Source organism: Nonomuraea insulae, assembly GCF_042656245.1.
This window is the reverse complement of record NZ_JBHSPA010000072.1, coordinates 14,903-27,575: the sequence shown is the minus strand read 5'-3', so window position 1 is coordinate 27,575 and position 12,673 is coordinate 14,903. Positions and strand designations below refer to the sequence as shown.

Below are 12,673 nucleotides of genomic sequence, written 5' to 3'. Positions count from 1 at the left end.
TCCCGCCTGAACGGGACGCCGGGCAGACGATCCCGGGTGATCGGGACGCCGGGCCGGGCGGGCCATCGTGGTGGCCTACGGGGAGCGCAGGCGTTCGATCAGGGCCTCGGCGTCGCGTACCAGGGCGGCTCGTGCCGCCGGGTCCCGTACGTTGCCGCGTTTCTCGGCGACCTTGACGAACCGCTCCAGCGCCGCGACCGCCTGGACCCGTTTGCCCTTGCGCTCGTGCCGTTCGGCCTGCGCGAGCTGCTCGCCCAGCTCGGACGCCACCTTCCCGCTCACCGCCGCCGCCTGCCTGAACCGCGAGATCAGCGCCCGCACGTCGGCATAGGACGTCGTCGTCCCGAACGTCACGACCGTGGTCGCGCTCCTGCCCGCGCGGTCGGTCGCGGTGCCCGTGAGCCGGTGCTCACCGAGCGGCAGCCGCCACAGGGGCACCGGCTTCCCGGACGCGACCGGCGTGCCGTCGAGATCCGCCGTGACCTTGGCCACGCCGGAAGCCGCGTCGGTCGCGGACACGACGGGGGTGAGCGCCGCCGAGTCGCCGTGCGGCCCGGGGGCCACGCCGGTCACCGACACCACCGGGTCGGTCTTGTCGATCTTGACGGTGAGGGTGCCGGGCGGTGAGACGTTGCCGCCGCTGCCGGTGGCCCGGTAGCGGACCTCCTTGGCGCCCTCGGCGCTCAGCGTGACCGGGTTGTTGGCGTTCGCCCAGGTGGTGCCGCCGTCCAGCGAGTACTGACGGCCGGCGAGGGCGCCGTTGTCGGTGGCGGTGACGGTGAGAGTGACGTCGCCGGTGTACCAGCCGTTGGAGCCGCCGGGCTGGGCGGGGGCGAGCGTGGCGGTGACGGCGGGCGGGGTCGTGTCGGCCACGCCGCCGCCCTGGAAGGTGAAGGCGTCCAGGTCCACGCCGCCCGAGGAGGTGACGTACAGGCGGCCGGTGCCCTCGGGGAGCCCTTGCAGGGCCGTGGTGATCGTCTGCCAGCCGTCACCCGCGGGCACGGGCACGGTGGCGAACGGCTCGGCGGCCGGCGAGTTCCACCTCAGGGCGAGGGTGCCGGCGCCGGCGGCCCTGGTCACGACGCCGGTGATGCCGGCGAAGTGCACGGGGTCGTAGGCGATCCAGTCGCCGGGGTCGAACGAGGTGAGCTTGGCCTTGGCCGAGGCGGTGTCGTCCGGGGTCTCGACGACGCCGCTGGCCGTGTCGGCGTGCTCGGCCTGCGTGAGCTTCGGGTTGAGAACGCGGGTGGCCTCCCCGAGCGCGCCGGGGATGGCGCCGGCGCCGTTGTCGCGGTAGCTCACCACGACCACGCCGTAGATGTTCTCCGTCTCGCCGTGCTCGGGCGCGCTGGCGGGTGTCGGCCAGGCGCCGGAGCAGCCCGTGCCGGTGGTCTCCGGGTGGGCGTGCGTGTCGTGGCCCAGCCCGAACGTCCACTGCACCCGCGAGCACACCGGCGTGTCGCCGTCCTCGGCGTCGGACACCCCGATCCGGTACGGCAGCGCGTTCCCCCAGTCGAAGAACCCGCCGTCGGGCGGCGCCTGGATGCTCACCACGGGCGCGGTGTTGCCCACGGTACACCCAGTGGTTGTCGTCGAAGGCGGGGTCGAGCGCGATCGTCTGCAGCCCGTCCTCGGAGTTGTTGTAGACCGGGACGGTGTTGACGATCTTCGTGACGCCGGTGGCGGGGTCGGTCAGGCGGATGTCGCCGTTGCGGGCGGTGTGCAGCACGCGCCGGTCCGGCAGGACGGCCAGGTCGATCGGCTCGCCCACGTTCTTGGTCAGTGTGATCTTCTCGTAGCTCGACCACGTGGTGGCCGGGTCGTGCGCCTGGGCGGGTAAGGCGAGGCCGGCGACGGTCAGCACGAGGCCGCCGAGCACCGCGAAGGTAGGCTTCATGGCGATGCTGCTCCTAGGGCGAGGAGTGTCGAAACCCGGGCCGCCACGCCCGCCGCGGCAACGGCGGGGTTGTCGTGGCGGTCCGGGTTCGTCAGCCGCGCAGGGTGGCCATGTTCCGGTAGCTGAGCTCGGCGTAGGCCAGTGACTGGGCCGGATCGGCGCCGGGCGCGTTGTCCTGCTCGTACATCGGGTTGTGGTAGCCCTTGGCGCGCAGCCGGGAGAAGAAGCGGCGGTAGTCGATGTCGCCGGTGCCGAACGGCACCATGTCGTAGCCGTTCGGCACGGCCGGGTTGGCGTCGCCGTCCTTGGCGTGGAAGAGCGGGAAGCGCTTCTCCTGGGCCTGGACGGTGGCGAGCGGGTCGAACACGTCGGTGCGCGCCGAGCCGTCGGGCGCCGTGTAGGCGGTGTGCTTGAACCGCGCGACGTGCGCCCAGAAGATGTCCATCTCGAAGTGCACCCGCCGGGGGTTGCTGATCCTGAAGAAGTACTCCAGCTTGCGGATCCCCGACGAGCGCGTCGGCCGCCCCTGCTCGTCGAGCGGCCCGCTGTCGAGCAGGAAGGCGTAGGCGGCGTCGTGGTTGTGCGTGTACAGCTTGATCCCGGCCTGGCAGGCGATCGAGCCGAGCTCGTTCCACTTCTCCGCCGCCACGTCCCAGTCCGCCTTGTACGCGCTGCCGGTCGGGTCGGAGCCGGTGCCCATGTGGCCCAGGCCGAGGATGTTCGCGATCTCCAGCGCCCGCTTGAACCGGTCGAGGTCGGCGGCGGTCAGCGGCCACGAGCCGGGGATGAACCCGTGGTTGCCCTCGGCGCGCAGCCCGTTGTCATCCAGCCAGCGCCGCAGCAGCCGGGCCCCATCGACGGTCTCCAGGTCGGCCCCGCCCTCGGCGTTGGCGTGCTGGCGGTAGCCGGCGAACTCGACCTGCCGGTACCCGATGGCCGACAGCGCCTCCAGCACGCGGCGGAAGCCGGACGGCACGGTGGTGGACAGCGGGTCGCGCGAGATGGCGTCGCGCACGGTGTACAGGATGATGCCGCGTTTGCCCGGCGGGATGAGCACCTCGCGCGAGGTGGCCCCGGCGGGTGCGGGCCGGGCCAGCGGGATCGCGGCGGCCAGGCCGGTGGCGACGGCGAGAAGCCGGCGGCGGCTCAGGCCCAACCGGCGGCGGAGCGTCTCGGCACGTTCGTCGGATAAGTGCTCTTCTGGGGCATGATGACGGCTCACGCGGGGCTTCCCTTCCTTGAGGGACGCGTGCGCCGACCACGTCGCGGCGGATCTGTGCCCGTCCTCCCGGGCATGCCACCGCCCTGGAGTTCGAGACGATCACCATTGTTACTACGGCATCGTGAACCGGTCAATGGTGCACGACCCGGTCGATCTCGTCCGGCGCGAGCACGTGCTCGACCACCATGACGGCCGCGCCGACGACCCCCGCGCGGTCGCCCAGTTCGCTGGCCCTGATGCCGAGGTGCTGCGTGGCCAGCGGCAGCGAACGGCTGTAGATCGTCTCCCGGACGCCCGCCAGCACCTGCTCGCCCGCGTCGGCGACGTCCCCGCCGAGCACGATGACGGAGGGGTTGAAGAAGTTCACGATCGAGGCCATCACCGCGCCGACCTCGCGCCCGGCCTGCCTGACCAGCCGGGTGGCCCGCAGGTCGCCCGCGCGCATCAGCGAGACCACGTCCCTGCTGCCGCGCGCTTCGACCCCGGCGCCGCGCAGCGTGGCCGCCATGGACGCGCCGCCGGCGACCGCCTCCAGGCAGCCGGCGTTGCCGCACCGGCACGGCGCCTCCGACGCGGGCACCCGGATGTGGCCGACGTCCCCGGCCGCGCCCTGCGCGCCGCGGTGCAACCGGCCGCCGGAGATGATGCCGCAGCCGATGCCGGTGCCCATCTTGATGAAGATCAGGTGGTCCACGGCCGGGCGGGCGGCCCAGTGCTCGCCCAGCGCCATGACGTTCACGTCGTTGTCCACCAGCACGGGGACCTCCAGCCGCGCCCCGAACCACTCGGGCACGGCGAAGCCGTCCCAGCCGGGCATGATCGGCGGGTTCACCGGCCGTCCCGAGCGGTGCTCGACCGGTCCTGGCAGCCCGATCCCCACCCCGCACACCTGCGCGGCCTCGTGGCCGGTCGCTTCCAGCAACTCCCCGAAGACCTCCGCCACCCGGACCAGCGTGCTCTCGGGCCCGCGTTCGACGGGCAGTTCGGCGGCCCGCTCGGCCAGGACGGTCAGGCCGAGGTCGAGGACGGCCAGGCGGGCGTGGGTGGCGCCCAGGTCGGCGGCCAGCACGACCCGCGCGCCGCTGTTGAACGCGAACACCGCGGCGGGCCGGCCCCCGGAGGAGACGGAGCCGTCGGTGGCCACGACCCAGCGCTGCCCCATCAGCTCCTCCAGCCGCTGGGAGACGGTGGATCTGGACAACCCGGTCAGCCGGGCCAGCTCGCCGCGGGTCCTGGCCCGCCCGTCCCTGAGAATCGCCAGCAGCGCTCCCGCCCCGGAGCCCTGGCCGTTGGATCCGCTCGGCATCGCACGCCCATCCTTAATTCGAAAATCGTCTGACTTATGTTGACAGAAAATAAAAGTGGGATCTATCGTCCGGAAATATGCGGGACATATGCCATTGCCCGCCGTACCCCCAACCCTGACCCCTGAGGATTCGGCCCGGTCCACACCCGACGTCGCGCCGAGGCGCGGGCCAGGGAAATGCCACCCGGGCCGGATCGGCCACGCCTTGATTCCGAGCGGGCATGAGAGCCAGTTGTTTCATGTCCTGACGTCCACATGCGGCGATCGTTATAGTTGCTGCCAATTCGACGGCCCGTGAACGAGGTGGTTCGTGGCTGGCCAGGTGTTCGAGCCCCTGCGCGGGACGACCCGCGCATGGCGGGGCCGCTGCCCGTGCCGGTGGTCGCGGGCCTGACCGACGCCACCAGCCTCACGCTCAGCGGCGTACGCGTCGGCTCGCCCCAGTACGCCTCCCCCGAGCAGGTCCACGGCCAGCCGGCGACCCCGGCGAGCGACGTGTTCGCGCTGAGCTCGCTCGCCTACTACGCGGCCACCGGCCAGGCGGCCTCGGCGTTGAGCAGCTTGATCGCCACCTCGCGGCCCAGCTCTTCGTCCCGCCCGGCCCAGACCGTGCCCATGCCGCCCTTGCCGAGCTGGCTCACCAGCGTGTACCTGCCGCGCAGGACGTCGCCGGCGTCAGGCATCGGCGTGATCTCATCGGTGCTGAGGCGGTCCTCCGGGCGCATGGCACGAAAGTACCGCAGGGGTGGCCTTCGGTCGCGGGAAATGCCCGGAGAGTTGCGTCCGCCCGGTGATGTGTGATGTTGTGCCGCTCCTGGTCCCCTCTCCGGCTCTAGGAGGCTTTGTCATGCCGTTCATTGTGGACTTGACCAGCGGGAACGTGGTGAAGGAATACCGGTCTTCTGAGAAAGGACACTTCGGCGGGTCCATTCTCGGGTTGCGGTTGATGGCGGAGCGGACGGTGGCGGGGCTGGATCCGTACGATCCGGGGGCGCTGCTGTACGTGGCGGCCGGGATGCTGGGCGGGACGGCGGCGCCCGGCCTGGCCAAGGCGGTGTTCCTGGCCAAGTCGCCGCTGACGGGGGTGGCCGGGGAGTCCCACGCGCTGGGGCCGTTCGCGGCGGGGATGCGGGGGGCGGGGGCCAAGGCGCTGGCTGTGACGGGGCGGGCCGGGCGGCTTTCCTACCTGCTGGTCTCGGGTGGTGAGGTGAGCTTGCACGACTGCTCCGAGCTGCGCGGGCTCGGTGTCGCCGCGACGACCGGCGCGCTGCGGGCCCGGCACGGCGAGGCGGCTCACGTGGCGGCGATCGGGCCGGCCGGGGAGAACCTCGTGCGGTACGCGAGCGTGGTGACCGACTACGCCTACGCCGCCGGCCGGTACGGTCTGGGCGCGGTCTTCGGCGCCAAGAACCTCAAGGCAATCGTGTGCGTCGGCGACACGCCCGTGGACGTCGCGGACCCGGCGACAATTAAAGGCGTCGCGGACCCGGCGGTGGTCGCCGAGTTGGCCGACTACTACCGGGACTCGCTGACCACGAATCCCCTGGCCGCGCTCCAGGCCGGGCTTCCGGGGTTCGCGGGCTGGGCCGACGATCCCCTCGATCCAGGTTACGCGTCGGTCCGCAACTTCTCGGTGCCCGGCTCCCCTGGCCTCCGCGTTCCGTCCGCTCGCGACTACGACGGCCGCGCGGTGGCGACCGCCGGCGCCTGCCCTGGCTGCCCGAACGACTGTCTCAAGGTGTACGCCCCGCCCTCGGAAAGCGGCGAGCGGCGGACGGGCGGGCTGGGGCAGGAGGCGTTCCTGTCGCTGGGGTGGAACCTCGGCATCGACGACCTCGACACCGTGCTCGCCGCCAACGCCCGCTGCAACGACCTGGGCCTCGATCCCGTCTCCCTCGGCGGGACGATCGCGTTCGCCATGGAGTGCGCCGAGCGCGGCCTGCTGCCGGGCGGACCGGCCTTCGGCGACGCGGCGGCGCTGGCCGGGCTGGTCGATGACGTGGCCGCGCGGTCCGGGGAGCTGGGCGATCTGCTCGCCGAGGGGTCGGCCAGGGCGGCGCGGCGCATCGGGGCGGAGAGGTACGCGATGACGGTGAAGGGCGCCGAGTTGCCGTGCTTCGACCCGCGCCCGCAGCCCGGCATCGGCCTCGGGTACGCGCTGGCCCCCGGCGGCCCGCGCTACGACGCCCTGGAGCACGACCTCGACTTCGACCCGGTCGCGGGCCTGGCCTACAGCTTCCCCGAGGCGGCCAGGATCGGCGCGGCCCCGGCCCCGGCGGGCGAGCTGGATGAGGAGCGGGGCCGGCGCAGCGCCCGGTTGTTGCGGTTGTGGAGCGGCCTCGACGCGCTCAACCTGTGTGTCTTCGCCTCCTCCCCCACCAGGCCGCTGACCCTCGACCACCTGACCGCCCTGGTCACGGCCGTGCTCGGGGAGCGGTTCACGCTGGAGGACCTGCTGGCGGCGGGCCAGGACCGCCTCGACGGACTGCGCGCGTACGCCCTGCGCGAGGCCGCCGGCGCGGCGCTCCCGGACGAGGAGTTGCCCGCCCGCCTGCACGACGAGCCGATCACGGCGGGCCCGCACCGGGGCGCGGTCCTGGACCGGGCGGCGTTCGCGCGCGCCCGTGCCGCCTTCTACGACGAGCTGGGCTGGAAGGCCGTCCCCGTTAAGGGCGGGGAAACTTCCGAATAAAAACGATTGACCTCCCTCTTGTTCGATTTGTGAATCGCCTGTTATGTTCTGGTCAATCGTTTGAACGACAGAGGGAGACCATCGGGGATGGCTGTCACGATCGACCTGACGGGTCGCACCGCGCTCGTCACGGGCGGGGCGGGAGGGCTCGGCTTCGCCTGCGCCCGCGCCCTGGCCGACGCGGGAGCGGACGTCGTGCTCTCCGACCTGGAGGGCCCGCGCCTGACCGGGGCGGCGGCCGAACTGGGCGTCACGGCGCGGGCGGCCGACCTCACCGACCGGGCCCAGGCCGGGGCCCTGGTGGACGGGCTCGACCGGATCGACGTCCTGGTGAACTGCGCCGGGATCATGCGCACCACGCCCCTGCTCGACGTCGAGCCTGAGGAGTGGCTGCGGATCGTGGACGTCAACCTGAACGCCACGTTCTGGATCACCCAGGCCGCCGGCCGGCGGATGGCGGAGCGGGGCGGCGGCTCGATCGTGACGCTGGCCTCGGTGGCGGCCCGGTCGGGAAGGCCGAACGCCGCGCACTACTCGGCCACCAAGACGGCGCTGCTGTCGCTGACGAAGTCGGCGGCCGAGGCGCTGGCCCCGGTGCGGGTGAACGCGGTCTGCCCCGGCGTCTTCCTGACCCCCATGTGGGACGAGATCATCAGCGACCGCGACCGGCGCTTCGGCCCCAAGGCGGGCGCCGCCCACCTGCGGGAGGTCAGCGAGCGCTCGCCGCTGAAGCGGCCAGGACGTCCCGAGGAGGTCGCCTCGGCGGTGTTGTTCCTGGCCAGCGACCTGGCCTCGTTCGTCACCGGCCAGGCGCTGAACGTCGACGGCGGACTGGAGATGAACTGACCTTGCAGACGTTCAAGCTGCTGCCCGAGTTGTTCGGCGACGCCGGGATGGCCGAGATCTTCTCCGCCGAGCGCACCGTGCTGGCCTGGCTGCGTACCGAGGCCGCCCTGGCCGAGGCCCAGGCCGAGGCGGGCGTGATCGGGCACGACGACGCGGCGGCCATCGCCGCCGCGTGCGTGCCAGGGAACATCGACCTGCGCCGCCTGTGGGAGGAGGCGGTGAACGTGGGCTACCCGATCCTCCCCCTGGTACGGATGATCTCGGCCGCCCTGCCCGAGGGCCCGAACGGCCGCGTGCACTACGGCGCGACCACGCAGGACATCATGGACACCGGCCTCGCCCTGCAGATGGGCGAGGCGCTCGATCACCTGGCGGCGCTGCTCGGCGCGTTCGGCGACGGGGTCGCGCGGCTGGTGTCCGGGCACGCGGGCACGGTCATCGCCGCCCGCACGCACGCCCAGCAGGCCGTGCCCACGACGTTCGGGGCGAAGATGGCGGTGCTGCTGGCGGAGGTGACCCGGCAGCGCGAGCGGGTGGCCGACGCCGCGCGTCAGGTGCGGGTCGTGTCGTTGTTCGGCGCGGGCGGCACCTCGGCCGCGATGGGCGAGCGCTCCGCGCTGGTGCGCGCGGGCCTGGCGGGACGGCTCGGCCTGCGCACGACGGAGGTCCCGTGGCACGTGGCCAGGGACGGGGTGGCGGAGTTCGGCGTGACGTGCGCGTCACTGGCGGCGACCGCGGCCCGCTTCGCCCGCGAGGTCGTGGACCTGTCCAGGACCGAGGTGGGCGAGGTGCGCGAGGCGGGCGGCCACCACCGCGGCGCCTCCTCCACGATGCCGCAGAAGGCCAACCCGATCGGCTGCGAGGCCGTGATCGGCATGTCCGGCACGGCGGGCGCGCTCAGCTCGGGCCTGTTCCGCGCGATGGAGGCCGGGCACGAGCGGGCGGCCGGCGAGTGGCAGATCGAGTGGTACGTGGTGCCGCTGCTGGCCGAGCTGGCCTCGGGCGCGCTGGCCACGGCCGCCGACGTCACGGCGGGGCTGCGGGTCTACCCGGAGGTCATGCGGGCCAACCTGGGCGCCGAGGGCGGCCTGATCATGGCGGAGGCGTACATGATGCGCCTGGCCCCGGCGCTGGGCCGGGAGCGCGCGCACGACCTGGTCTACAAGGCCGCGCACGAGGCGCGCGAGCACGGGCGGGAGCTGGCGGACGCGCTGCGTGACGTGGCGGGTCCCGACGACCTGGAGAGCCTGGGCGAGCTGCCCATCCCGCCCGAGTCCTACATCGGCGACGCCGGGGCGATCTGCGCCGCGGCGCTGGACGCGTGGAGGAATCAGCACGGGAGGAATCAACACGGGGGGAATCAGCACAGGAGGAGTGAGCATGAGTGAGAGACGGCTGGCGGACCTGCTGGCCATGTGGCGGATCCGCGCGTTCGAGGAGAAGGTGCGCGACCTGCGGGCCGAGGGCCCGATCGTCGGCTCGGTGCATCTGTGCATCGGGCAGGAGGCCGTCCCGGTCGGCGCGTGTGACGAGCTGGAGCCGCAGGACGCGTTGTTCGCGACCTACCGGGGTCACGGCTGGGCGCTGGCCAGGGGGGTTCCGGCGGAGGCGATGTTCGCGGAGCTGATGGGCCGGGCGAGCGGCGTCAACGGCGGGCGGGGCGGCTCGGCGTACTTCACCGCCGCCGACCACGGCTTCCACGGCGAGAACTCGATCGTCGGCGGCGGCGCGCCGATCGCGTGCGGCGCGGCGCTGGCGGGCCGGCACGACGGCTCGGACCGGGTCGCGGTGAGCGTGTTCGGCGACGGCGCGATGAACCAGGGCGCGGTGCACGAGGCGATGAACTTCGCTTCCGCGTTCGCTCTGCCCGTGGTGTTCGTCTGTGAGAACAACCGTTACTCGGAGCTGACGCCGATCGCCGACATGGTGGGCAACCCGCGCCTGGCCGACCGCGCCGCCGCGTACGGCATGCCGGGGCACCGCATCGACGGCAACGACGCCGAGGCCGTGCGTTTCCACATGCGCGACGCGCTGGAGGTCGCCCGCGAGGGCGGCGGGCCGACGCTGCTGGAGTGCATGACGGAACGCCTGGTCGGCCACTACATCGGCGACGCCGAGGCCTACCGGCGGCCCGGCGAGCTGGACCGGATCAGGCGCAGGGAGCCGATCGCCCGCCTGCGCGAGGGCCTGCTGGCCGACGGCGTGCCCGCGGAGCGGATCGACGCGGTGGAGCGCCAGGCACGGGAGGAGACGGCGGCGGCCGCCGCGGCCGCGCAGGCCGCGCCCCTGGCCGACCCCGCCACAGCGAGGGAGCACCTGTATGCGTGAGCTGACCTATGGCGAGGCCGTGAACGCGGCCCTGCACCGCCTGATGGAGGAGTTGCCGGAGACGCTGGTCTACGGCGAGGACGTGGGCGTTCCCGGCGGCGTGTTCGGGGTGACGCGCGGGCTGCGCAAGCAGTACGGGGAGCGGGCGTTCGACACCCCGATCAGCGAGTCGGCCATTCTCGGCAGCGCTGTGGGGGCGGCGATGTTCGGCCGCCGCCCGATCGTGGAGATCATGTGGGCCGACTTCTCGCTGGTCGCGCTGGACCAGATCGTCAACCAGGCGGCCAACGTGCGGTACGTGTCGGGCGGGCGGCTCCAGGCCCCGCTGACGATCCGTACACAGCAGGGCAACGCGCCGGGCGCGTGCGCGCAGCACTCGCAGTGCCTGGAGGCGCTGTTCCTGCACGTGCCGGGGCTGCGGGTGTGCATGCCGAGCACGCCGCAGGACGCCTACGACCTGCTGGTGACGGCCGTGCACTGCGACGACCCGGTGCTGGTGATCGAGAACCGCTCGCTCTACTTCGGCAGGAAGGAGCCCGTCGAGACCGGCGGCCCGGTGCGGCCGATGGGCGGGGCGCGTACCCGCCGTCAGGGCTCCGACGTCACGATCGTCACCTGGGGCGCGATGACGCACCGGGTGCTGGAGTCGGCGGGGGCGCTGGCCGGGGACGGGATCGAGGCCGAGGTGCTGGAGACGCCGTGGCTGAACCCGTTCGACACCGAGGCGGTGCTGGAGAGCGTGCGCCGCACGGGCAGGCTCGCGGTCGTCCACGAGGCGAACGTCACCGGCGGCTTCGGCGCCGAGGTCGTCGCCCGCGTGGCGGGGGCGGGAGCGCCCCTGCTCGCGCCGCCGATCCGGATCGGCACGCCGGACGTGCGGATGCCGGCCGCGCCGGTGCTGGCGGAGGCCCTGGTGCCGGACGCCGCGCGCATCACGGGGGATGTACGTGCCCTGGTCAAGGGCTGACACCCATTAGTCAAACGATTGACTCCTGCAGGAGAACCATGAAGAAGGCATTGCTCGTCACCACCGCGCTGATCATGGGCGCGACGGCCTGCGGCGGATCCACCACCGCGGAGAGCGGCGGCAAGAAGGAGTACGTCATCGGCGTCTCCAACCTGGGCCTGAGCTTCCCCTTCCCGGCCGCCATCGGCAAGGGCATCAAGGAGGAGGCCGGCAAGCTCGGCGTGAAGATCGTCGAGCTGGACGCCCAGGGCAAGGCGGACAAGCAGAGCAACGACATCCAGGACCTCATCGCCCAGCAGCCCGACGGCGTGCTCATGCTGCCCGTCGACTCCGGCGTGGCGCAGGGCCTGGCCGACCGGCTCAAGGCCTCGAACGTCCCCACGGTGGCGGTGGCCTCGCAGGTCGGCGACCCGAACAAGCGCAAGCTCAAGGACGTCTACCCGGGCCTGGTGGCGCTGGTCACCCAGGACGAGTACGCGGCCGGCGGCAAGGCCGGCGAGATCGCGGCCGACGTCGTGCCGGGCGGCGGCAAACTGGCGATCGTGGAGGGCCAGGCCGGCTTCGCCGAGGTGGTCAACCGCTACCAGGACTTCCCGAAGTCGGCCGCGGCCAAGGGCGCGACGTATGAGGTCGTGGCCCGCCAGCCCGGCGACTGGGTGCAGGACAAGGCCCAGTCGGCCTGCCAGAACATGCTCTCGTCCAGCCCCGATACCCAGCTGTTCTACGCCCAGTCCGACGACATGGCGGTGGGCTGCGCCAAGGCGGTCTCCGCGGCCGGCTCCAAGGCCAAGATCGTCGGGATCGGCGGCAGCAAGCTCGGGATCGACGCGGTCAGGTCGGGAGCCATCGCAGGCACCGTCTGCTACAAGCCGGAGGACCTGGGCAAGCTCGCCCTGGACACCCTCTACCAGCACCTGACCGGGCAGAAGAAGCAGGACGCGGCTTTCGTCACGTACGACACTCCGGCGATCACCAAGGACAACCTCGCCGATTGCACGCCGCAATGGTAGAGACACCCCTGCTGGCCCTGGAGGGCCTCGGCAAGGAGTTCCCCAACGGCACCGTCGCGCTCGGCGACGCCCGCCTGACCGTCCACCCCGGCAGCGTGCACGGCCTGGTCGGCGCGAACGGCGCGGGCAAGTCCACGATGATCAAGATCATCGCCGGCGCCCACGCGCCGACCTCGGGCGTCGTGCGCTGGAAGGGCGAGGAGGTCGTCTGGCGCACCCCCGGCGCCGCCAGGAACGCGGGCGTGGCGACCATCATGCAGCACGTGCCGCTCGCGGGCACGCTGACCGTGCTGGAGAACGTCTTCCTCGGCGCCGGCGGCCCCTGGCGGCTGCCCCGCTCCCGCCGCGCGGAGTTCGCCCGGCTGCTGGAGCGCGTCGGCTACGCGATCGACCCGGACGCGGAGG

General features: G+C 72.7%; 11 protein-coding genes and 2 pseudogenes. 8 read left to right on the top strand and 5 right to left on the bottom strand.

Annotated features, from left to right (window positions below; all coding sequences use genetic code 11):
* Window positions 1-75: 75 nt before the first annotated feature.
* From ACFPZ3_RS49790 to ACFPZ3_RS49770, 5 genes and pseudogenes are all read right to left on the bottom strand, one after another.
* Window positions 76-1,572 (bottom strand): OmpL47-type beta-barrel domain-containing protein, encoded by a 1,497-nt coding sequence (locus ACFPZ3_RS49790; RefSeq protein ID WP_379521451.1) that lies wholly within the window; start codon window positions 1,570-1,572, stop codon window positions 76-78.
* Between the two features lies 1 nt (window position 1,573).
* Window positions 1,574-1,729, bottom strand: a pseudogene (locus ACFPZ3_RS49785) (PQQ-dependent sugar dehydrogenase); the annotation flags it as partial.
* A gap of 259 nt (window positions 1,730-1,988) precedes the next feature.
* Complete coding sequence (locus ACFPZ3_RS49780) at window positions 1,989-3,119, bottom strand: sugar phosphate isomerase/epimerase family protein (protein WP_379521450.1); 1,131 nt, start codon at window positions 3,117-3,119, stop codon at window positions 1,989-1,991.
* Window positions 3,120-3,249: 130 nt separating this feature from the next.
* Entirely contained in the window at window positions 3,250-4,425 is a 1,176-nt protein-coding gene (locus tag ACFPZ3_RS49775) for an ROK family transcriptional regulator (protein WP_379521449.1), read from the bottom strand.
* Between the two features lie 521 nt (window positions 4,426-4,946).
* The gene (locus tag ACFPZ3_RS49770) at window positions 4,947-5,150 is read right to left on the bottom strand and encodes a hypothetical protein (protein WP_379521448.1); all 204 of its coding nucleotides are present in this window, start codon (window positions 5,148-5,150) and stop codon (window positions 4,947-4,949) included.
* Window positions 5,151-5,218: 68 nt separating this feature from the next.
* Between ACFPZ3_RS49770 and ACFPZ3_RS49765 the strand changes: the two are divergent.
* The 8 genes and pseudogenes from ACFPZ3_RS49765 to ACFPZ3_RS49730 all read left to right on the top strand — a co-directional run.
* Window positions 5,219-5,848, top strand: a pseudogene (locus tag ACFPZ3_RS49765) (aldehyde ferredoxin oxidoreductase N-terminal domain-containing protein); the annotation flags it as partial.
* A 69-nt stretch (window positions 5,849-5,917) separates the two neighbouring features.
* On the top strand, window positions 5,918-7,117 hold the full coding sequence (locus ACFPZ3_RS49760; RefSeq protein ID WP_379521452.1) for an aldehyde ferredoxin oxidoreductase C-terminal domain-containing protein: 1,200 nt from the start codon (window positions 5,918-5,920) through the stop codon (window positions 7,115-7,117).
* A gap of 87 nt (window positions 7,118-7,204) precedes the next feature.
* Window positions 7,205-7,963: an SDR family NAD(P)-dependent oxidoreductase gene (locus ACFPZ3_RS49755; RefSeq protein WP_379521447.1), complete on the top strand. Its 759-nt coding sequence runs from the start codon at window positions 7,205-7,207 to the stop codon at window positions 7,961-7,963.
* A 2-nt stretch (window positions 7,964-7,965) separates the two neighbouring features.
* The gene (locus tag ACFPZ3_RS49750) at window positions 7,966-9,351 is read left to right on the top strand and encodes a class-II fumarase/aspartase family protein (RefSeq protein ID WP_379521446.1); all 1,386 of its coding nucleotides are present in this window, start codon (window positions 7,966-7,968) and stop codon (window positions 9,349-9,351) included.
* A complete protein-coding gene (locus ACFPZ3_RS49745) occupies window positions 9,344-10,291 on the top strand; it encodes a thiamine pyrophosphate-dependent dehydrogenase E1 component subunit alpha (RefSeq protein WP_379521445.1) in 948 nt (315 codons plus the stop codon). The genes ACFPZ3_RS49750 and ACFPZ3_RS49745 overlap by 8 nt, the downstream gene beginning before the upstream one ends.
* Window positions 10,284-11,258, top strand: a complete 975-nt coding sequence (locus ACFPZ3_RS49740; protein ID WP_379521444.1) for an alpha-ketoacid dehydrogenase subunit beta — start codon at window positions 10,284-10,286, stop codon at window positions 11,256-11,258. The genes ACFPZ3_RS49745 and ACFPZ3_RS49740 overlap by 8 nt, the downstream gene beginning before the upstream one ends.
* A 38-nt stretch (window positions 11,259-11,296) precedes the next feature.
* A complete protein-coding gene (locus ACFPZ3_RS49735) occupies window positions 11,297-12,268 on the top strand; it encodes a sugar ABC transporter substrate-binding protein (protein WP_379521443.1) in 972 nt (323 codons plus the stop codon).
* On the top strand, window positions 12,262-12,673 hold a 412-nt coding region (locus ACFPZ3_RS49730), incomplete at its 3' end, for an ATP-binding cassette domain-containing protein (RefSeq protein ID WP_379521442.1). The genes ACFPZ3_RS49735 and ACFPZ3_RS49730, both read left to right, overlap by 7 nt.

Excerpts from the sequence above, each read along its gene's own strand:
- ACFPZ3_RS49775 (WP_379521449.1), bottom strand. The coding sequence starts at position 4,425 with ATGCCGAGCGGATCCAACGGCCAGGGCTCCGGGGCGGGAGCGCTGCTG.
- ACFPZ3_RS49770 (WP_379521448.1), bottom strand. The coding sequence starts at position 5,150 with ATGCGCCCGGAGGACCGCCTCAGCACCGATGAGATCACGCCGATGCCT.
- ACFPZ3_RS49755 (WP_379521447.1), top strand. The coding sequence starts at position 7,205 with ATGGCTGTCACGATCGACCTGACGGGTCGCACCGCGCTCGTCACGGGC.
- ACFPZ3_RS49745 (WP_379521445.1), top strand. The coding sequence starts at position 9,344 with ATGAGTGAGAGACGGCTGGCGGACCTGCTGGCCATGTGGCGGATCCGC.
- ACFPZ3_RS49740 (WP_379521444.1), top strand. The coding sequence starts at position 10,284 with ATGCGTGAGCTGACCTATGGCGAGGCCGTGAACGCGGCCCTGCACCGC.
- ACFPZ3_RS49735 (WP_379521443.1), top strand. The coding sequence starts at position 11,297 with ATGAAGAAGGCATTGCTCGTCACCACCGCGCTGATCATGGGCGCGACG.